The organism is Photobacterium satsumensis, assembly GCF_050336935.1.
GTDB lineage: Bacteria > Pseudomonadota > Gammaproteobacteria > Enterobacterales > Vibrionaceae > Photobacterium > Photobacterium satsumensis.
In genome coordinates, this window is sequence record NZ_JAKJSK010000006.1 from 995,908 (window position 1) to 1,018,173 (window position 22,266).

Consider the following 22,266-nt stretch of genomic DNA (forward strand, 5'->3'; position numbering starts at 1 on the left):
AAAGCAATTTGAGGTTTGACCAGCAGATTTATGTGAGGTCACTCACGCTTTTTGTGTGTTATTAAGCAAACATTAAGCTTTCTATAAAAAAACCAGTGCGTTTGTTCACCCAAAGCTAATAAGACGTCGCTCTTCCCAAAAAGACGACATGAAAAGAAAAAACCCACCACTTAAAAAGTGATGGGTTTACATTTTGAATGAAAGTCTAAATATTATTAGCTTTTAAAGCGCATGAATACCGTCGAGAGTGGTGGTAAATCAAGGCTAATTGATTGCTCAAGGCCATGCGACTCAACAGGCTCAGTACCAACTACCGCTTTCACATCAGCACCACTACCCCAGTACTTGCTGTCATCCGTATTAAGCAGCAATTCATACTCACCTGCTACTGGGACACCTAGGATATAATTCTGGCGTGGTACAGGGGTAAAGTTAGACACGACCAATACCTTGTCACCATTGAGCGCAATACGTTCATGGGCCAAGATACTGTTTCCGGCATCATCCTGAACACGCCACTCAAATCCAGCAGGATCGCAATCTTGCTCATGCATTGCTGGCTCTGAAGTGTAAAGTGCATTCAAATCTTTAACCAGGGCCTGCATACCACTATGGCGCGGGTACTGCAGCCAGTGCCATTCAAGTTGGCCATCGTGACACCATTCTGCACTCTGGGCAATTTCTGCGCCCATAAAGTTCAGTTTTTTACCCGGCTGGCCATACATGTAACCCATGTATGAACGCAAGTTTGCCGTTTTCTGCCATTCGTCACCCGGCATTTTGTCAAGCAACGAACCTTTGCCGTATACGACTTCATCATGTGATAGAGACAGTACGTAGTTTTCACTGAATGCATACACCATCGGGAAAGTAATGGTGTTGTGATGGTAGCTACGGTGTACTGGTTCTTCCTGGATGTAGGAAAGGCTATCGTGCATCCAACCCATGTTCCACTTGAAGCCAAAACCCAAACCGCCCATGTCGGTCGGTTTCGTCACGCCAGGAAAGGCCGTTGACTCTTCAGCAATGGTCATGGCATTCGGATATTGACGATACACTTCTTCGTTGACCCAACGCAGCAAGCTCACCGCATCGAAGTTAACATTGCCACCTTCATGGTTAGGGATCCATTGATCATGTTCACGGGAATAATCCAGATACAACATTGAAGCAACAGCATCGACACGCAAACCATCAATATGATAATGCTCGAACCAGAACAAGGCATTGGATACGAGGAAGCGACGAACATGATCACGGCCGTAATCGTAGATATAGCTCTTCCAGTCCTGGTGCCAACCACGACGAGGATCCGGATCGTTAAATAATGCGGTACCGTCGAAATTCGCCAGACCGTGATCATCCGATGGGAAGTGGGCAGGAACCCAATCCAATACCACGCCGATATTAGCCTGGTGGCACTGATCAACGAAGTATTTAAAATCATCTGGAGAACCAAAGCGGCTCGTTGGTGCAAATAGACCGATAGGCTGATAGCCCCATGAGCCATAGAACGGGTGCTCAGAAACGGGCATCAGCTCAATATGGGTGTAGCCCATATCGCTCAGGTAAGGGATCAGTTCAGCAGCAAGTTCACGATAGTTAAGGAACTCGCCTTGATCGTTTTTACGCCATGAACCAGCATGCAATTCATAGAACGACAACGCTTGCTGATGCTTGGCAGTTACCGGGCGGTTTTGCCAAACGCCATCTTGCCATTGATAGTTTGCCTGATCATAAACTTTGGACGCAAATGATGGATATTGCTCTGACTGATATCCCCATGGGTCCGCTTTGTGAGGTAGCCCCTCACCCGCACTGTCTTTCAACTCAAATTTGTAAAGGGTGCCTTCCTCTAGTTCAGGAATAAATACACCCCATAAACCATCATCCAAACGCTGCATTGGATGGCGACGCCCATCCCACGCATTGAAGTGGCCAACGACACTTACAGCAGAGGCATTCGGTGCAAAGACAAGAAAACGTACACCAGAGACAGATGAATTGCCTCGATTCAGCGTGACTAGCTGGGCACCCATTTCACTGTGCATCAGTGACGGATCTGCCAGCGCTTCACCTGACTGAATCAAATTATGGAATTGGTAAGGGTCGTAAATCGTCTGTTCGCCTTGCGGCCATTTAACGACAAGTTGATATAGTGCAGTGGTAAAATCGAAATCACCCTCAAGCACAAAACCGCTATTAGCTTCGCGTGCGAGGGTAAAACATTCACCGTTTTCAGTTATTGCTTCAACAGAATCAGCGCCAGGTACATACACGCGAAGTGCAATGTCATTCGACTGAAATTGAGGACCTAAAAACGAAAATGGGTCTGAAAATGCAGCTCTCTCGAGCTGCAAATATTCCTTATCACTGCGGGTCACTGTAGATGTGTCCAACGCATTACTCCTGATATTACTTATTTTTTCGATGCTTCTGCTCGGGCTTCGGTTAAACGACGAGTCAAGTCAACAATGTTCTGACGGGTGAAGATATCATCCAATGTGGTTGATAGCTTACGACGCCAGTTCGGATACTCATCAACAGTACCTGGAATGTTGACCGGCTTGTCCATTTCTAGCCAATCTTCCAACTGTAGGCTCAATAGTGCGCTAGAGCCGGCAGCTAGGTGGAGTTGCATGGCTTCGCTTAATTGCTGATCCATCGGCACATATGCAGCATTATGCCCAACCCCTTCAGGAAGATAACCATGCCAAGCTAAACTATCAAGGATTTTTTGTTTGCTTTCAGCACGACTATCAAACAAACCTGCCAATTGTTCTTTATTCGGGTACAAGCCAAGCTCTTCACCCATCTTTAGGTCATCGCAGTGCCAGAAGCCGCGAAGTGTCGGCATATCATGCGTACACAATGCTGACATAGACTGGTCTGCATAGTGCTTCGGTGAGTAAAAACCACCATCTTCTGCTGTTTCGAAGAAGAACACTTTATACGAATGGATACCCGCAGTAGCCAGCTTCTCAACGATTTCGTCTGGTACTGTACCAAGGTCTTCACCAATCACCGTACACTGGTAGCGGTGACTTTCTAGCGCCAGAATAGACATCATGTCTTCAACTGGGTAGTACATGTATGCACCATCTTGTGCTGACTCACCTTTGGGAATCCACCAAAGGCGAAGTAAACCAAGTACGTGGTCAATACGGAGTGCACCACAGCTACGCATGTTTGAACGTAGAAGCTGAACAAAAGGTTCGTAAGCACGTTCTTTCAGCACTTCAGGATTCAGCGGAGGAAGACCCCAGTTCTGGCCTAGAGGACCAAGAATATCTGGCGGCGCGCCCACGCTAACATCCTGACAAAGAGCACCATGATCGGCCCAAGTCTCAGAGCCAGAATCACACACCCCTACCGCTAAGTCGCGATACAGACCGATGACCATGCCCTTTTCTTCAGCGAGTTCATTCACTTCAGCCAACTGGGCGTCAGCCAACCACTGTAGGTACATAAACAACTGTACCTGAGTGTAATTTTTCTTAATGAACGTTTGAACTGCAGCATTATCAAAGTGACGGTACTGCTCTGGGAAGACAGGCCAGCCCCAGGTATTGTCATCTTCTTTTTTCAGCTCAGCATGCAACGCATCGAAAGCGGCTTGGTGAAGCAGGCTTTCACCGCCATCTTCAACGAACTGAAGGAACTGCTGGGCACGCGCCGTATTCTTATCTAGATGACGCTCACTGAATGTCTTGAACAGCAAAGGCAGAACAGCCATTTTCAGACATGACACTTCACTGTAGTTTACCCAGTTAGCATTGCGTGCTTCATTGAGGCGCTGCTGGAATTCATGGCTGCCAACAAGCTGCTGTGCTTCATCGCACTGTGCAAACTCGGTGACTGAACTCACATCGATGTACATCAGGTTCAGCCAACGGCGAGAAGATGGGCTGTAAGGGCTCGCACCTTCTGGGTTAGCTGGGAATAAGGAGTGAATTGGGTTCAAGCCCACAAAATCACCGCCACGGGCAGCAACGTCAGCAACCAATTGTTTCAGGTCACCAAAGTCACCAATACCCCAGTTGTGATTGGTACGAATTGAGTACAGCTGAACGCTGGTACCCCAAAGTTTCTTGTTACTATTCAGATCATCCTGCTTGTAACAAGACTCTGGAGCAACGATCAAAGTCATTTCAAATGGAGATTTACGACGCTTACGGAACACCTCTAGCTTATGGTAACCCCATGCCAAGTCATCGGGCAAAGCGAACACCAACGTGCCACCGTCAGAACGCTCGTCGGACACAAGTTGCGACTGCAACCAACCTTCCAGTACATCACCTTGCTCTGTTTCCAGACGCCAGCTGAAGTCACTGATTCGTGCGCTTTGGCCCAGATGCATTTCAATATGCATTGGTTCGCCACTGCGTACGACTTTGACTGAAGCTAATACATCGGGGCGCTGCCTTTTATGCGCAGACTCCAATAACGCCTCATCACTTTTGGTGTCGTAACCTAGCGCTGCCAACAGGCGACGGATTGTATCGCTGTCAACTTGCGCTTCATCCCCCCAAGCACTGACATAGCTATCGGCAATGCCTACCATGTCAGCAACTTGTTTTAATACTTGATCGTCTTTCATCGTTCTCTCCGTTAGCGGCCTTTCGGCCGCTACGATGTTAAAGTTTTGCTGATATCAATTCGTACTTTTTACAGCCTAAAGCCGTTACAGTGACACTGGCTCTAGTTTCCAGATGTTGTTAGCGTAGTCTCGAATACTACGGTCTGAGCTGAACTTGCTCATCAGTGCCGTGTTCAGAATGGCCTTGCGAGCCCATGTCTTCTGATCACGATATTCCGCATCGATTTTCTCTTGCGTTTTCACGTAATCGGCAAAGTCAGCCAGTACCAGGTATGGGTCACCGCCTTCCAGCAGGTTGTGGCGAATTGCCGCTAGCTGGCCAGGGTTACCTGGTGTGAATTCATCCGTTTCTAACAAATCCAGTGCTGCGCGCAGTAGGCTATCAGCATGGTAATAACGGTAAGGGTCGTAGCCCTCTTGTTTCAGCTTCTGTACTTCATCGACCAGTAGGCCGAAGATGAAGATGTTTTCGTCGCCCACTTCTTCGCGCATTTCTACGTTAGCACCGTCCATCGTACCGATAGTCAAGGCACCGTTCATGGCGAACTTCATGTTACCTGTTCCTGATGCTTCTTTACCTGCCGTCGAGATCTGCTCAGATACATCAGCCGCAGGGAACAAGATTTCAGCCAAGCTCACACGGTAGTCAGGGATGAATACCACTTTCAGCTTACCGCCAAGACGTGGGTCATTGTTCACTTTCTCAGCCACTTTATTGATGGCAAAGATAATGTCTTTAGCCAATGCGTAGCCCGGTGCCGCTTTCGCGCCGAAGAAGAACACACGTGGGTGCATGTCGAACGTTGGGTCGTTCAGCAGACGGTGGTATAGCGCCAGAATGTTAAGCAAGTTCAGGTGCTGGCGCTTGTACTCATGCAGACGCTTGATTTGGATATCAAAGATTGCATCAGTATCGAGTTCGATACCCATGTTTTCTTCCACCCAGTCAGCCAAACGCTGCTTGTTCTCTTTTTTCACTGCCATGTAGCGCTTCTGGAAGGCTTCATCGTCAGCGAATTTCTCTAGACCGGCGATTTTCTCTAGGTTCGCTGGCCAGTCATTACCCACTTTCTCGCTGATCAGCGCAGAAAGACCTGGGTTACAGTATTTGATCCAACGACGCGGTGTCACACCGTTGGTCACGTTGGTCAAACGGCCAGGGAAGATCTCGTTGAACTCAGGGAACAGGTCACGCTTCACTAGCTCCGAGTGCAATGCGGCGACACCGTTTACTGCGTAGGTGCTGACCACACACAGGTTAGCCATGCGAACCATGCGCTGTGGGCCTTCCTGAATGATTGAAAGCTTACGCTTCACTTCGTTGTTGCCTGGCCAAGTTTGTTCAACCTGCTTCATGAAGCGGTGGTTGATTTCAAAAATAATTTCCATGTGGCGCGGTAGCATCTGCTGGATCAGAGCCTCGCTCCATGTTTCCAGCGCTTCTGGAAGCAATGTGTGGTTGGTGTAAGCAAATGTCTTTGAAGAAATTTCCCACGCTTTCTCCCAGCCTAGTTTGTACTCATCCAGAAGGATGCGCATTAGCTCAGGGATAGCGATAGTTGGGTGGGTGTCATTCAGCTGAATAGTTTCCAGCTCAGACAGCGACTCAATCGAGTTACCTGCCGCTTCATGGCGACGTAGGATATCAGCAACCGAACATGCACAGTGGAAGTACTGCTGCATCAGGCGAAGTGCTTTACCCTGATCATGGTTATCGTTCGGGTAAAGAACTTTCGTCACGTTACCTGCTTCTAGTGCAGAGTACTGTGCACCTACGTAGTCACCATCATTGAAACGCGCTAGGCTAAATGGCGCATTCGAGCGACATTCCCATAGTCGTAATGGGTAAACGCTCTTGTTGTCGTAACCTACGATTGGTAAGTCCCAAGCCACACCTTCAACAGACATAGCTGGTACCCAACGGCGGCACTCAACACCATTTTCATCGGTGTAACCTTCAACGTGACCGTATAGGCTGACTTCTTGGCTGAGCTCAGGGCGAAGAACTTCCCATGGGTAACCTTCGATACCACGCCATGCATCTGGTGCTTCTACCTGACGGCCGTCAACGAATGACTGGCGGAATAGACCGTATTCGTAGTGTAGACCGTAACCTACCGCTGGGTATTCCTGTGCTGCCAATGAGTCCATGAAACATGCCGCTAGACGACCTAGACCACCATTACCCAGTGCTGGGTCACGCTCTTCTTCCAATAGGTCTGTTAGGTTCTGGCCCATTTCTTCCATTGCTTCAGCAACGTTTTCGTATAGGCCCATGCTGATTAGGTTGTTGCCGGTAAGGCGGCCGATCAGAAATTCCAGTGAAAGGTAGTTCACACTGCGCGCTTTCTGCTCAGCAAGATTCTTTTCAGTGGCCAATAGGTTGCCAGTGCTGATTTCAGCCAGTGCTTTACCCATTGCCAAATACCAACTGCGAGCCGTCGCAGTTTCATCGGTAGATGCGTAAGTTGTTGTTAGGTGTTTTTCTACTGCCGCTTGGAAAGCTGCTTTATTAAATTGTTGTGTCTGACCATTCTTAGGCATGGTTCAATCTCGCTCTAGGATTATTTCCAACTGCTGACAATGTTGCCTGTATTTATCAGCGCTAACATCCTCCCGAATCGGGGAGGAGTAGGGATGAGTGGGAGGGGCGTAGTTATGAATCTCCCCCACTTTCTGTGACAAGATGCAAAATTCTGGGGTGTAGAAAGACTTAAACGCCCATCCATATGCATTTAAAGTCACAATTACAGACTACATTCCCATGTGCAATTGGGTAGATACAAGATCATGAAAGATTATAGATATGTGAGCTGTGTCATAAATATGGGGATGAGTTGGCAACTTTTGCTGAATTCAACCTAATGCGCTGTCAAAGTTATCGACTAGATCAAATGCCGTACTGCAATTTTTTGAAATGATGACCAGGATTACACGGCATAAATGCTCAGATAACATAATTCATTCAGAGCAGCGCTCCTGAGCGACAATGGACTGAAACCTTACAATAAGATAGCAAGACTATGTGGATACCATCTAAATTAACTCGTCCGGCACGCCTTCATAATGCGATTCTGCGTCCCCGTTTGCTGGAAACGCTAGAGCAGGCCCCGTTTTACCGTCTTGTGCTGTTTCGATCACCTGCGGGCTATGGCAAAACGACCATGGCAGCCCAATGGTTGAATGAGCACCCGCATACCGGTTGGTTTAATATCGACGAAAATGACAACGACACCTTCCGCTTTGCGAACTACTTACTGCAAAATATCAACAAAGCGACCAACAGCGCCTGTTTGAAAACTCAGGCTATGGCTGAGCGCCGTCAGTTTGCATGCCTATCGACCCTCTTCAGCGAACTGTTCGGCGAGCTCGCTAACTACCATGAACAAACTTACATCGTGCTCGATGACTATCACCTTATCAATAATGATGATATTCACGACGGTTTACGTTTCTTCCTCAAGCATATGCCAGATAATCTGACGTTAGTGGTTACCAGCCGCACTTTACCGCCTCTAGGCACGGCTAACCTGCGCATCCGTGATTTATTGATCGAGGTAGATAACGACTTACTGGCCTTCGATGAAGAAGAAACGACCCGCTTTTTCGACAAGCGTATCGGTGAAAATATCGAAGCGAATGTTTTAAGATTACTCCACCAACAAGTGGAAGGCTGGCCTTCTGCCCTGCAGTTAATCGCACTACATGCCCAACAAAAGCCGCACAACTTGGTTGAATCAGCCGAATCGATGGCGAGTTTTAACCGTGGGCACCTGTGGGATTATCTTGCAGAAGAAGTTTTCGACCTACTTGATGGAGAAACCCAGCAATTCCTGTTGCAATGTTCAGTGCTCGATATGTTCAATGCACAACTTGTTACCGATCTGACTGGGCGTAGTGATGCCTTAGCGGTTCTCGAATCACTTAACCGTTTTGGCTTGTTCCTCAATACGCTTGAGGGGGATAACAACTGGTACCGCTTCCACAACCTGTTTGCTGAATTCCTCCGCCACCAGCGCTACTCCCAGATCCCTCAGCAGAGAGCTGAGTTACATGCATTGGCAGCCAAAGCTTGGTTGAAACAAAACTCTCCACAGCAAGCGCTACTTCATGCGCAAAAATGTGAAGATTCTGCGCTTGTTATCCATATTCTGTGCGATTTTGGCTGGGAGATGTTCCACCATGGTGAAATGAAGCTCCTTCAAGACGCCTTGAGTAACATCGACACTGAAGAACTCTACACCCAACCGCGTCTTAACCTACTTCATATGTGGTTACTGCAAAGTCAGCACCTATATAATGATGTCGGCGACATGATCGTGGAGACGGAAAAAGAGTTTGCCAAACGTGATATTGAGCTTGACGACGCCCTGCAGGGTGAATTCAATGCCCTACGCGCTCAGGTTGCAATCAACCAAAGCAAGCCAGATGATGCCCTGATACTTTCTGAACAGGCACTTGGCCAGTTGCCTTCGACAACCTACCGTAGCCGAATCGTTGCAACGTCAGTCGTCGGTGAGGTACACCATTGTTTGGGTAATCTAAGCCGCGCATTACCGATGATGCAGCAAACAGAAAAGATGGCCCGCCAATATCATGTCTACCACCAAGCGTTGTGGGCTTTACTTCAGCAGGCTGAAATCCTACTGGCTCAAGGTTATGTCCAAAATGCCTACGAATTGCTAGAACAGGCTTTCAAGCTGGTCAAAGAACAACACCTACAACAAGTTCCGCTACATGAATTCCTGTTGCGCCTACGTGCCCAGATCCTTTGGTGCTGGAACCGCCTTGATGAAGCAGAAGAAGCCGCACTGAAAAGCCTTGAAGTGCTCGCTCCGTATGACGAAACCAAGTCACTACATGCTTATTCCATGCTGGCACGTATCGCCATAACCCGTGGCGAGCAGGACAAAGCCAGCCGCTATCTTGATCTCTGTAACAGCTTAATGAGTCGCTCGATCTACCACATTGACTGGCGTGCTAATACTGACTTGGCCAATTTGCTGTTCTGGCAAAATACGGGTGACATGGAAAGTATCCAGCAATGGTTGGTTCATGCAGAGCAACCGGAAGCAGCATGTAACCACTTCCAACAACTTCAATGGCGAAATATTGGTCGTGCTTGCGTCAATATCGGCGAATTTGAGCGTGCTGAAACCATCTTTAACATGTTGGATGATTGCTGCAATAAACATAACCTGATCACAGACAAAAACCGTAATCTTGTGGTACAAGCAGTACTGAGTAAGAGTCAAGGGCACAAGGAATTAGCTCTGGCTCAGATAAAGCAAGCGCTTGAATTAACTAATAGTACCGGTATGGTAGGCATTTTCCTTTGTGATGGCAGCCAGATCTGTGACCTCATTCAAGAGTTAGTTGATACAAAAGCACTTAATGAGCTAGAACTGCACCGTGCCCGTCAACTGCTTCGGGAGATGACGAGTAAAGAACGTAACCGTTCTGTGCACTTTGACGAAAATTTCGTCGAAAAACTACTTAACTTGCCTGATATTCCGGAGCTTATCCGTACTAGTCCGCTTACCCAACGTGAATGGCAAGTACTGGGACTGATCTACACAGGCTACAGCAATGAGCAAATTGCTTCTGAGCTTGATGTCGCCTCGACGACAATCAAAACACACATACGGAATCTGTACCAAAAGCTCAATATTGCCAACCGTCAACAAGCTATCGAGACAGCAGAAAACCTATTGAAACTCATGGGCTTCTAACTAGATAGATAGCAAAAGTGGTTAAGGATAACCAATGAAAGAATGGAGTAAGGATCGACTCTGGTATCGGGATATGCCATTCAAATTGAATGGCATACCTGTTGGTGCAAGGATGACGGTAATACGGCTTGAAAACGATAAGCTACTTATCCACTCCCCTATCCAATTAACGACATCGCTACAGCTTGAGTTAAGCCAACTGGGTGCAATTCAAGCCATTGTGACCCCAAATATGAACCACCATTTATTTCTGTCTGAATGGTGGCTCGCTTACCCAGAGGCATACTTCTTTGCACCTCCGGGCCTTCAAAACAAACGCACCGATCTTGCCTTTGACGATGCTCTCAGTGCCAAGAGCCCTGAAATATGGCAGCACCAGCTGTATCAGACCCTGTTAAGAGGAAGTGATCAAATGGAAGAAGTGATCTTCTGCGATCCTTACTCCAACACCTTGATCGTCGGTGATACTCTTGCTTGGTTTCGCCCTGCCTCCAATCTTTTTACTATAGCTTTAGCACTGGCCAATGGTTGCTACCAGAACCCTGCTATGCCGCTCTATTGGCGTTGGACTTTTCAGAATAAAACCAGATTAAGACAATCACTACAGGAAATCCTAACCTGGCCATTTGACCGAATCATTCTCTCACACGGCCATAATATCGAAACGGATGGTAAAGCATTCTTTCATCGTGCTTTTAAATGGGCCTTGTAGGTTAAGAAAACACCGTGTTTAACCCATTACAAAAACGCTTACAATTAAATACGAACATTGTTCAATAAAATATTGAACGTTGTTTTTATAATTGTATGATGTACAGCAATACTTCTTTGCTGCCAAATAGATCCATGAAGACAACACTGCTTACATTACCTGTGCTTACATTTATCCTCGGCTCCTCCCTCGCGCATGCACAGCTTTCAACTAGTGAATTTGACTATATTAGCGGCGGCTTCCAATACACGCATTTAAGCCATGAGTTCACAAGCTCTCATTACTTCGACAACGATACCCAAAAATACACCATTGCAGACAGCATGGCGGGTGCCTACCTGAAAGGTAGCTGGAACTTTACCCACCGCTTATACGTAAGCGGAAAAATGGAACTATCGAAGCGTAATCAGATGTCTTTAACACATCAGATGGCTGGGGTTGGCTTTTACCAACCGTTAAATCAATCACTTTCCTTCTACACAACATTAGGGGTTGCCCACCTTAATTTAGAGCAAAGTGAGAGCATTAGTCACCAAAAACGACAATATAACGAGTCTGGTGCCAGTGCAGAAGTGGGGGTTCGCTTTATCCCATTGGACAATTGGATGATCGAGCCTTCGTACCGCATTGATCAACTTGAAGACAATTTCAGTGAGTTTCGCGTCGGAAATGTATTTAGTGTTTCTAACAATATGAATATTGAAGCTAACTTCTCGTATTCAACGATAGATAAATATTCTATGGTCAACTATCAACTCGGTGTACGATACGTGTTCTAAATTGCAACGAACCGCCTAATAATTGCCTTAAATCAATAAAGTAATAAGTATGATTCAGCCAAACTTCATATGTGATCAATATCACAACAGAAAGCATAAATAAGCGTATATTTTTATCCGTTCATTTGTATGAGGAAATGGATATGAATGCTTCTAAATTATACTTAAGGGACTTATTAGGCATTGGCTTAGTTATCTCCGCTATTCTAGTTGTACTTGGGATAATCTTTTGTCTGCTGGCTGCGTTGAACTTCATCACTCATGAAGAAGTATTAGCCAATACGTATTTACATGAAGCAATACCGCTGTTTGTCTTTTTACTGCCTTCGATTGCTATCGCCCGGTTCATTAACCGTCCAAGCTGGATTCATGATGTTGAACAATATCAGCTAGAATCAGCGAAGAAATTCAGCCAATCACATTAATGCTTCCGCTCCACACCTCCAAGCAAGCGACTCGGTTTATTACGGTCAGCTCGCTTGGAGCGCTTCTTCCCTCCCCCCAACCTACCTGCTCAATTCCTATAATGACATCACTATGTAAAACACTGGGCTTAAATTAAGTACCAGTGGCCGAGGAGTACATAGTATTGAGCAAAGAAGGCATATACAGACGATTACCCGAGCTCATGCAGCTCGAAGCATTAATTAATCATTCGATTCCGACGTTGAAACACATTGATACCTCAGCTGAGGTGATTAGCTATTCCGAGCTCGATAACATCCCAATTCCTATATACAAAATCAGCCTAGGTGCCATTGATAGCCACTCACCTTGCCTATTTTTCGTTGGCGGTGTGCATGGGCTAGAGCGTATCGGCAGTCAAGTCGTCATCTCTCTGTTAGATAGCCTGTGCCAGCGCCTTCATTGGGACGAAGCATTACAACTGAAATTACGTCGCATTAAACTCATATTTATCCCGCTGTTGAACCCTGTCGGCATGGCAAAACGTTACCGCTCCAACGGCAACCATATTGATTTAATGAGAAACGCGCCAGTAGACAGTAAAGAGCCAACAGCATGGCTAGTTGGCGGCCACCGAATATCAAAATTTATCCCTTGGTACCGTGGTAAAGCAAAGCAAGGTATGGAAGTGGAATCCCAAGCATTGATTAACGAAGTACTGCTCACGACCCAAACCAGCCCACTGACCCTTGCTCTGGATTGTCATTCAGGATTTGGTACCAAAGATCGCCTTTGGTTTCCCTATGCTAAAAGCAAACTGCAGCCCATTAGTCAGATTGGGGCGCTGTTCCATTTAAGAAAACTCTTCTTTAACGCTTTTCCCCACCAGAATTATTTGTTTGAACCCCAAACCCAGCATTACACCTGCCATGGGGACTTATGGGATTACCTGTATGACATAGCAGAAAGTCGCCAACAACACCTACTCCCGATTACACTAGAGATGGGCTCTTGGCGATGGGTTCGCAAAAATCCACTGCAAATACTCGACCGCATTGGACTATTTCACCCTGTCAAACCGCATAGGATCCAACGCGTGCTGCGAACACATCTAACACTTACCGAGTTTCTAATGAGTGCGACCTATTCATACCAGCACTGGTATTTGAGCGAGCAAAACGATGTATTTGCCCAACAAGCCAAATCGCTCTGGTATCCACTCGACCCAACCCAAATAACCTAATCCAGCAACCAAGAAAATATTATGAGCTCATTACCCAATAATTCTAAACGGCCAATTTTGTTAATCAGGGGGCTATTACGAGAAACACGCCATTGGGGAAGGTTTACCGAGTTACTGCAAGCGGCCTTTCCTGAGCGAGAGATCATCGCCTTTGATATTGCTGGCAATGGACCGCGTTACCAAGAGCAATCCTCCACCAGTGTTTCGGCAATGGTAGAGGATCTGAAATCCCATCTATCCGACTATCAAGCATCAACAGCAAAGACAACACCTACAGGCTTCAATGCCGATAGTGTCGATATCATCGCAATCTCTATGGGCGGTATGATTGCTTTGGAGTGGATGAGAAAATACCCAAACGATGTTCATTCAGCCATTTTGATTAACGCCAGCCTCAGTAACTACTCTCCCTTTTACAGAAGGCTTAATTGGCAGCAATACACAAATGTCTTTCGTTATTTTTTCGCCTCAACCACTGAACAGGAATCTCTTATCTTCGCAATGACCACGCGGCAGTCCTCTCGTAGCATCATAGAGTATTGGATTGAATGGCGTAGAGCCTACCCCGTCTCAACATCTAATGCTTTGCGGCAACTGTATGCAGCCAGCCGTTACCGTTTTAAGGCGACACCTTCATCGACTACCTTGCTGATTGGCAGCCAGAAAGATGCACTAGTCGATATTTCATGCAGTAAATCCTTAGCAAGAGCATGGCATATTCCATTGTTCGTCCACCCAGATGCAGGCCATGACCTTCCACTTGACGATCCGGGTTGGCTACTTAATAAAGTAGAGATTTTTTACCAACGCCAAGACAACTAATAACAAGAATATGAATGCAATATGAATTAAGCCCTCAGCATTAATTCAATCAAAGACTTGCAAACTGTCTTCAGTTAATACAAATGCCGGAGATAGTTATGACACCTTTAAGTATTGTGATCATCACACTGAATGAAGAAAAACGCATTGGTCGCCTATTAGATGACTTGAGCAAACAGAGCCACCAGCAGTTCGAGGTTATCGTGGTCGATTCCAATAGCGACGATAATACCTGTGAAGTCGCCAGAGGTTTCGAGCAAGCTTTGCCCAGTTTGACCGTCCATAAGATGAATCAACGCGGGACCAGCCTTGGACGTAATACCGGCGCTCAACTTGCCAAACATGAAAGGCTGCTGTTCTTGGATGCAGATGTTCGGCTGAGCCCGACTTTTCTTACCAATGCACTGTATGAATTGGAGAGCCGAAAACTCGAAGTTGCTGGCGCCTACATGGAAGCCAAAGATTTATCACTCGGCTACAAAATGGGCTATGCGCTATTCAATGCAGGGCTATTCACTACGTCGTTTTTCTTCCCGACGGCCGTAGGGGCCTGCATGTTTTCTACCAAGCGAGTCCACAATGAAATTGAAGGCTTTGACCAAAGCATTGTACTTTGCGAAGACTGCGACTATGCCAACAGAGCAGCTAAAACATGGCGTTACCGAATGATCCCAGTTCGATTCTGGTTCGATCCTCGTCGTCTTGAGCAGGACGGTTTCATTAAAATGGGGCTGACTTACATGAAAGCCAATATTCGACGCTTCTTCTTGGGCGAAATGCGCAACAAGGAAATGGATTATAAATTTGATCATTACAAGGATGCTAAATAAGTCATGCAAGACGTCGCTTGGTGGTGGTATTTTGGAGGAAGTTTCCTTGATGCCCTGATCGGACCGAATTTATTTTTCCCTGGTGAGCCTTTCTTGCTAGCAGCAGGCTATCTGCTAAGCACTGGCGCTATCTATGGTGTTCTGGCAGTACTCGCCGGAGGCTTCATTGGTGACCAAATCAGTTTTTGGATTGGTCGCCATTGTGGTTCGCGTGGCCGTCGCTGGCTAGTGCGCAAATTCAGTAAAACACAACGTCCCATCGCCAAGACACGCTTGATCTTGCATAAGAAAGGCCCTTGGGTGGTCACTGCCTCCCGGCTACTTGGCCCAGTGGCCTGGATAATGCCTTTTATCGCTGGCAGCTACGCCATGCGCTGGACGACATTTACCCTGTACTCATCCATTGGCTTATTATTAGGGGTCGGCCAATTCACTCTTGCCGGCTTTTTTATCGGAAAAGGCATCGACATTCTACCTAGTTGGCAAACTATTGGGTTATTTTTCCAAGAGCATAGCGTGCTGATCACCGCTTGTATGATTTCACTTTTGGTGTCGTTGGTACTGTATCGGGTCTACCGCTGGCGAAAATGGCTGCTAATGGCATGCTGTTGGCTTACTGCATTCGGTTCAGCCAATTACTACCACTTCTTTCATAGCGAAGCCTACAACATTGAGTGGATCTCTCAAGCTCAAGCCAAAAGTAATACAGCGCTATTACACGAAGGTGGTGTTTTACTTGAACAATTGGACTACACCGTTTATCCGGGATTATCTCCTGTATATAAAGCTCAACCAATAAACCTCGTTTTGCTAGACGAGCACCCTAGTGTGTTAATGGAGGAGCTAGGCTGGATTGAAAATAAAACCTTTTCTCGCAACAAACTGGATTTATCTCAATACCTTGAGTTAATTGCACAACAACAGCCACCGATCTCCGATTTATATTGGAATCAACAACCACAATTACTGGCTTACCAAATTAAAGGCGACTTAATTAACCGCCGGCATATCCGATGGTGGTATGCTGGAGAATCAGAAAAGACAAAGGAAGATATTTGGCTTGCATCAATCAGTTATGATGACCGACTCAAACTAGCTCATTACAAAGGTTTAATAACCGTATTGCACGGTATTGATCCTGATATCGATGAAGAGCGAGATACGTTGATGAATAATGCCAAGCAGCTGGGTTGGAAAACAGAACTTCAACGATTAGGCGAACCAGTCGCTTATTCTAAATCCAATCATTATTTTAGCGACGGTAATATCGCTATTATCCGCTAAATGTAGACAAGCCGCCAATAATTGGCGGCTTAGATATATCAACTAATTCATCACAAAATTAACGCGGCTTGGCGAAAACCTGGGTCCAGTAAATACCGTACTGTGTTGAAGAGTTCTCAACGTATGAAGCGCCCATCTCAGTTACGCTGCCATTCATAATGTTTTTACAGTGACCCGGGCTGTTCATCCAAGAAGTCATTACTGCATCAATATCTTTTTGTCCTGCAGCAACGTTTTCCGCCCAGGTTGACCATGAATAGCCGGTTGCATTAATTCGGTCTTCTGGTGAGCTACCATCAGAGCCAGTGTGGCTCATAAAGTTGTTATTGGCCATATCACTTGAATGCGTGAATGCGGCTGACTCAAGATTATAGTCCCACTCCAAAGCTGGTACAGCAGGCATTACATCGCTACCGCAGACTTGCTGCTGTGAACGCGCTTGGTTCACTGCGTATAACATCTGCTCGGCGAAGGTTTCACCGGGGCCTGGAGCTGGATCCGGGTCTGTATTACCCTCATCACCACCGCCGGTATTGTTATCATTTCCACCACCAGTATTGTTATCGTCACCAGGGTTTGTTCCCGAATCCTGATCATCCACAGGTAAATTTACAGGATTACCTGAGTTATCAGTACCTGTTGAGGAAGAGGAGCTCGAACCGCCGCCGCAACCAGCTAATAACAATGTTGACAACGCTACTATGGGTAAAACTTTCATAACATACCTTGTTTTTAACTTGGTGTTTAATTCAACTAAAAATAGCCATTGCTATAAATTATTTAGCCAAATAAAACACAATAAATAATTTTGCTACTCACTTTTTACGAAGCACACTATACTTACTCCCCGCTTAATCATTCAATATGCAACGGTGAAATTCTCGCCAACCTGACAAACAATTAACAAAGTTAACCCCGCCAATCGACCACAAAAGTTCACTTAAAACCATGAAATACAATTAATAAAATTAAAGGAAGTACATAAAAAGTAATGTATGCACATTCAAACCGACATGTACAATTATTCATTCAAACTTAACAGAGAAAAGAAACTTTTCGATTTTAAATAAGTATCAAAGGCAAAAATATAACAATTAAATAGCCAAGAAAGTTATAATTATAATTTTTATCGCATGTCCAATGTCAATTTAATATAATAAAGCACCAACATTCATTGGTGCTTCACAAATTTAATACCAGATAGTTTGCACTACATGGTTGCAAGATCTTCTTGGGTGACACTCACACCTTTTATTTGTGCAAACACCTTGTCACCAACCGACAAGTCAAGCTCATCAGCCGCCCACTTAGTGATATTAGCCCACAGTTGAGCCTCTCCCACCCGCAAACGAACTTCAATCCGTTCTTGCTCATCAACCGGATGAATTTTATCAACCTTTGCCGCCAGTATATTTCGGATACTGGTTTGCTCAGATCTCACCTTGGTTAGTGAAACATCATTAGAATGCACACGCACCCGGACCCACTCTCCTCGTACGCACTGCAAGCGATTCACCCACAAATGAGCATCGTGATTTAGCATCACTTGAGTTAATGCATACTGGGGATGATGGTGGTTCACCCGCGCACTGAGTAACGAGCTTTGTTCCTTTGCAGGTAGCCAAGGCCGCATTTCTGGCGAGCCCCAAACACTATTAATATGGCCTGAAACCACTACCTTTCCTTGGTGGATCATCGCCATGTGGTCCGCCAAGCGTAAGATTTCATCCAAACTATGGGTAACGTAAACAATCGGGATCTTGACCTCTTTAGCAAGACGTTCCAAATAAGGCATAAGCTCTTGCTTACGTGGGAGATCGAGTGACGCCAACGGCTCATCCATTAGCAACATCGACGGATTGGAAAGTAATGCACGGCCGATTGCCACCCGCTGCTTTTCACCCCCAGATAAAGAAGCCGGATAGCGGCTCAACAGTTGCTCTATACCCAATAGTCGGGTAACTGAGTTAAACTGCTCATGATTTTCCCCCTTGCAGCCATACCGAAGATTACCCGCAACGGTGTAGTGTGGAAACAGTCTCGCATCCTGAAAAACATAGCCAATACGACGTTTTTCAGGAGGCAGGTTTATTCCGGATTGGTAGTTATACAACACATGTTGCCCGAGAGTAATAGAACCGGTATCAGGCGTCGCTAGGCCGCTGAGAACATTGATCAATGATGTCTTCCCCGCTCCGGAGCGACCAAAGATAGCGGTGATCCCCTCCATCGGTAGCTCAAGTTGGATATCCATATCAAGATCGCCAAGTTTCTGCTGTACATCGATAGTAATCATCTGGCCTCCAAACGCTGCCGAGCAGCCCGCGAAAACCATTCAGAAGCCAATATTGATACCAAGGCAATGACAATTGCGATTACACATAGTCGCGCAGCTTGATCTTCGGCACCTGGGGTTTCAATAAATGAATACATCGCCAAGGGTATGGTTTGCGTTTCTCCCGGAATATTCGATACAAAAGTAATGGTTGCCCCAAACTCTCCTAACGCGCGGGCAAAAGCTAAGATCGCACCTGTCACGATACCTGGTAACGTTAAAGGCAACGTAATAGTAAAAAACACTTTCATTGGGCTCGCACCCAAGGTGCGCGCAGCCTGCTCGAGTTTATAATCAACACTTTCAAGCGCCAAGCGAATAGAGCGTACCATTAGTGGAAAAGAAACCACCGCGACGGCTAGTACGGCACCGCGCCAACTAAAACTAAATGTCAGGCCGAACCACTCATATAGTACCTTGCCAATAACACCCTGACGCCCCATCCCCACCAACAGCAAATAGCCAATGACAACGGGCGGAAGCACCAAGGGTAAATGTACTAGGCCATCAAGCAATGACTTGCCGACAAACTGGCAGCGGGCCAACAACCAAGCACAGAGCACACCAAACGGTAAACTAACAACTACCGCGACACTGGCGATTTTTAAGCTCAACAATAAAGCTTGGATCTCATAGTCGGTTAGCACTAATTGATGTCTCCAGTACTGACATCCCCAAAGCCATATTCACTGAAAATAGCTGTAGCCTCTTCTGAGTTAAGGAAATGATAAAAGCCATTCGCGCTTTCATTTTGGCGACCTTCGACCATCGCAATCGGATAGCTGATCGCCGTATGGCTGTCAGCGGGGAATTCACTGACTATTTTTACTTTATCGGAAATCAGGGCATCAGTTTTATATACCACACCCAGCATTGCTTCCTGTCTTTCCACAAGCAACAGTGCGCCACGTACATTATTCGCACGCGCCAGTAAACGCTCTGCCTGCTGCCATAACCCAATACTCTCTAAGGCTTCTTTGGTGTAGATCCCTGCTGGCACATGATTAGGGTCACCAACAGCAAGCCGGGTACCATCCAAGGCTTTACTTAAATCCCATGAAGCACTCAGTGTAATATTTTGCTGTGGGTAATCTTTTGGCGCAACCATCACCAAACTATTATGTAACAAAGATTTTCTGGTGGAAGTATCAATGACACCTTGATCCGAAAGATAATCCATCCACTTTTCATTAGCAGATAGATAAATATCAGCCGGTGCTCCTTGAGCTATTTGACGAGCAAGCGCTGAAGATGATGCATAAGATACCGTTGGCTTCTGCCCTGTTTCCCGTTCGTAAGCCGACACCACCTCATTCATCGCATTGGTCAATGACGACGCTGCAAACACCGTCACTTTTTCAGCGGCAAGACTTGAAAACGACAACATAGATAGAGCTACAACGGCTACTCGATTCTTCCAGCACTTCATCTTTATATCCTAAAAGCAAAAACACCGTTATATAGTAAAGTATATAACGCTAGAGATGAATACCTAATTCGAGATAGAAATTGTGGAAAGAACACAATTTAGGCTTTGAGCAATAGTTAATGATAAAAATGAGAGACACGGCCATGTTACGCCGTCATGCCCCCTCTTCTGCGAAGGGCTTTAATCATATGTCCACTGAGTCATACCTATTCAAAGTATTATGTGAAGTTGAATCTAAAGTCACTCATTTTGTGTTATGGTGGTCGGCTTGGGATTAGATGACGGAACATCAAATAGGCCTAAAGAAGGTCATGGGATAGAACCCATTATTTGTATGCGATTTGCACGCTAATCAGTAATTAATTGGACATGGAGTTGGTCGTTGTATTCGTTTATTCGAATATACAAACCTCATAACTATGAGATTTAAATCAAAAAAATACAGTATAGATTCTACAGATTATCAAGTTGGTCAGGACAACGTCACCAAATGGGGTATGGATGTCCACAACACCGTTTTTACCGCTTCCGCGGGCTTATCCATTCTTTTTATTGTCACACTCTTAATACTTTCACCAGCAGATGCTAAAGCTGCCATAGATTCCGTCAAGGCTGCAGCACTATCTAAGTTTGACTTCATCTTTATGTGGGGCGCAAACATACTGCTACTCTTTGCCATTGGTATCGCTTTCTCTCCTTTAGGTAAAATTCGCTTAGGTGGCGATGAAGCCACGACTGACTACTCTACTCTATCTTGGATCTCCATGTTATTTGCCGCAGGTATGGGGATTGGGCTTATTTTCTGGGGTGTAGCTGAACCAACAGCTTTTTTCACTAATTGGTTTGGTACTCCGCTAAATGTTGAACCCTTTACGCAGGAAGGTCGAGAACTGGCACTGGGTGCAGCAGTCTTTCACTGGGGCTTTCATGCTTGGGCCATCTATGGCATGACGGCACTCTCTCTGGCTTATTTCGTTTATAACAAGGGATTGCCGCTTTCAATGCGATCTGTTTTTTACCCACTACTTGGTGACAGGGTCTGGGGAAAAATTGGTGATGTAATTGACGTCATGGCCGTGTTAGTTATTTTATTCGGCCTTGCTACTTCACTGGGTTTAGGTGGCTCTCAAGCCGCAAGTGGCATAAGCCACGTATTCGGTCTTGAAAATAGCCTCTTCCTTCAACTGTTGATTATCCTTGTCATCATGGGGCTTGCTATTGTCTCTGTGGTTCGGGGGATGGACGGTGGTGTTAAACTGTTGAGTAATCTCAACATGATCATTGCCTTTCTTTTCTTGGGCTTTCTCGCCATTCTTAATTTCACAACCACATTAGATTCATTATCGACTGCCGTGGTGGGTTATGTGAAAAACATCATTCCGCTGAGTCAAAGTTCTGGCCGTGAAGACACGACGTGGCTACACGGTTGGACCGTCTTCTATTGGGCTTGGTGGGTAGCTTATGCGCCATTCTTTGGCATGTTTGTCGCTCGCATTTCGAAGGGTCGCACAATCCGTGAGTTCTTAACTTGTGTATTAGTTATCCCAACATTGGTTACGACAGCGTGGATGTCTTTCTTTGGAGGCATCGCTATCCAACAGATCATTGATAAGGTTGGCCTACTTGGCAGTGAGCAAGGGATTACTGACGTTTCGTTAAGCTTGTTCTACATGCTAGATGCTTATCCAATCGGAAATATTCTCTCTGTCATTGCTGTTGCGCTAATCATCGTTTTCTTTGTCACCACTCTTGACTCTGGCTCTATCGTTGTCGATAGCATGACCGCAGGTGGTAAATTAGAACTACCCATTAGACAAAAGGTTGTGTGGGCGGTTATCTCTGCCACCATTGCTATGGTTATGTTGTGGATTGGTGGGACTGACTCCATTCAAGCTCTGCAATCCATTACCATTATTGCAGCCCTTCCATTTACAATAATCCTAATACTCGGCAGTTTGAGCTTGGTGAGAGGCCTATTAACTGAGGTCGAGCAATCCAAGGCATCCCGAAAGAAACCTGCTTAGGATTAGGTACACAAAAAAGGCTTATCGAATTAACGCATCGATAAGCCTTTTTTTACCTAACTCAAATTGCA

At 45.9% G+C, this 22,266-nt stretch carries 16 protein-coding genes; 9 read left to right on the forward strand and 7 right to left on the reverse strand.

What is annotated here, in order from left to right:
- Nucleotides 1-215 precede the first annotated feature (215 nt).
- The 3 genes from glgB to L4D79_RS04745 all read right to left on the reverse strand — a co-directional run bounded on the left by glgB (nt 216) and on the right by L4D79_RS04745 (nt 7,144).
- Nucleotides 216-2,399 carry a 1,4-alpha-glucan branching protein GlgB gene (gene glgB, locus L4D79_RS04735; RefSeq protein ID WP_428648051.1) on the reverse strand — a complete coding sequence of 728 codons (2,184 nt, stop codon included), beginning with the start codon at nt 2,397-2,399 and terminating at the stop codon, nt 216-218.
- Between the two features lie 20 nt (nt 2,400-2,419).
- Nucleotides 2,420-4,600, reverse strand: coding sequence for a 4-alpha-glucanotransferase (gene malQ / locus L4D79_RS04740; protein ID WP_428648054.1), 2,181 nt, complete (start codon nt 4,598-4,600; stop codon nt 2,420-2,422).
- 84 nt (nt 4,601-4,684) lie between these two features.
- Nucleotides 4,685-7,144 carry a glycogen/starch/alpha-glucan phosphorylase gene (locus L4D79_RS04745; protein WP_428648057.1) on the reverse strand — a complete coding sequence of 820 codons (2,460 nt, stop codon included), beginning with the start codon at nt 7,142-7,144 and terminating at the stop codon, nt 4,685-4,687.
- A 479-nt stretch (nt 7,145-7,623) separates the two neighbouring features.
- On the opposite strand from L4D79_RS04745, the gene malT reads away from it, so the two are divergent.
- The 8 genes from malT to L4D79_RS04785 all read left to right on the forward strand — a co-directional run bounded on the left by malT (nt 7,624) and on the right by L4D79_RS04785 (nt 16,407).
- Nucleotides 7,624-10,332, forward strand: coding sequence for an HTH-type transcriptional regulator MalT (malT, locus tag L4D79_RS04750; RefSeq protein WP_428648059.1), 2,709 nt, complete (start codon nt 7,624-7,626; stop codon nt 10,330-10,332).
- A gap of 34 nt (nt 10,333-10,366) precedes the next feature.
- Nucleotides 10,367-11,044, forward strand: a complete 678-nt coding sequence (locus L4D79_RS04755; RefSeq protein WP_428648062.1) for a DUF4336 domain-containing protein — start codon at nt 10,367-10,369, stop codon at nt 11,042-11,044.
- Nucleotides 11,045-11,178: 134 nt separating this feature from the next.
- Complete coding sequence (locus L4D79_RS04760) at nt 11,179-11,823, forward strand: outer membrane beta-barrel protein (RefSeq protein WP_428648064.1); 645 nt, start codon at nt 11,179-11,181, stop codon at nt 11,821-11,823.
- A 143-nt stretch (nt 11,824-11,966) separates the two neighbouring features.
- On the forward strand, nt 11,967-12,248 hold the full coding sequence (locus L4D79_RS04765; protein ID WP_428648067.1) for a D-fructose-6-phosphate amidotransferase: 282 nt from the start codon (nt 11,967-11,969) through the stop codon (nt 12,246-12,248).
- A 164-nt stretch (nt 12,249-12,412) separates the two neighbouring features.
- The gene (locus L4D79_RS04770) at nt 12,413-13,471 is read left to right on the forward strand and encodes a M14 family zinc carboxypeptidase (protein WP_428648069.1); all 1,059 of its coding nucleotides are present in this window, start codon (nt 12,413-12,415) and stop codon (nt 13,469-13,471) included.
- A 21-nt stretch (nt 13,472-13,492) separates the two neighbouring features.
- Nucleotides 13,493-14,293: an alpha/beta fold hydrolase gene (locus L4D79_RS04775; RefSeq protein WP_428648072.1), complete on the forward strand. Its 801-nt coding sequence runs from the start codon at nt 13,493-13,495 to the stop codon at nt 14,291-14,293.
- 98 nt (nt 14,294-14,391) lie between these two features.
- A complete protein-coding gene (locus L4D79_RS04780) occupies nt 14,392-15,123 on the forward strand; it encodes a glycosyltransferase (protein ID WP_428648074.1) in 732 nt (243 codons plus the stop codon).
- A gap of 3 nt (nt 15,124-15,126) precedes the next feature.
- Complete coding sequence (locus L4D79_RS04785; RefSeq protein WP_428648076.1) at nt 15,127-16,407, forward strand: LssY C-terminal domain-containing protein; 1,281 nt, start codon at nt 15,127-15,129, stop codon at nt 16,405-16,407.
- Nucleotides 16,408-16,465: 58 nt separating this feature from the next.
- Here the strand turns inward: L4D79_RS04785 and L4D79_RS04790 are convergent, their stop codons facing one another.
- From L4D79_RS04790 to modA, 4 genes are all read right to left on the reverse strand, one after another.
- Entirely contained in the window at nt 16,466-17,125 is a 660-nt protein-coding gene (locus L4D79_RS04790; protein WP_428648078.1) for a CAP domain-containing protein, read from the reverse strand.
- A 492-nt stretch (nt 17,126-17,617) separates the two neighbouring features.
- Complete coding sequence (modC, locus tag L4D79_RS04795; RefSeq protein WP_428648080.1) at nt 17,618-18,703, reverse strand: molybdenum ABC transporter ATP-binding protein ModC; 1,086 nt, start codon at nt 18,701-18,703, stop codon at nt 17,618-17,620.
- A complete protein-coding gene (modB, locus tag L4D79_RS04800) occupies nt 18,700-19,389 on the reverse strand; it encodes a molybdate ABC transporter permease subunit (RefSeq protein WP_428648082.1) in 690 nt (229 codons plus the stop codon). Before modB ends, modC begins: the two co-directional genes overlap by 4 nt.
- Nucleotides 19,389-20,171, reverse strand: a complete 783-nt coding sequence (modA, locus tag L4D79_RS04805) for a molybdate ABC transporter substrate-binding protein (RefSeq protein ID WP_428648085.1) — start codon at nt 20,169-20,171, stop codon at nt 19,389-19,391. Before modA ends, modB begins: the two co-directional genes overlap by 1 nt.
- Nucleotides 20,172-20,590: 419 nt before the next feature.
- Between modA and L4D79_RS04810 the strand changes: the two genes are divergently transcribed.
- Nucleotides 20,591-22,195 (forward strand): BCCT family transporter, encoded by a 1,605-nt coding sequence (locus tag L4D79_RS04810; RefSeq protein ID WP_428648088.1) that lies wholly within the window; start codon nt 20,591-20,593, stop codon nt 22,193-22,195.
- Nucleotides 22,196-22,266: the final 71 nt, after the last annotated feature.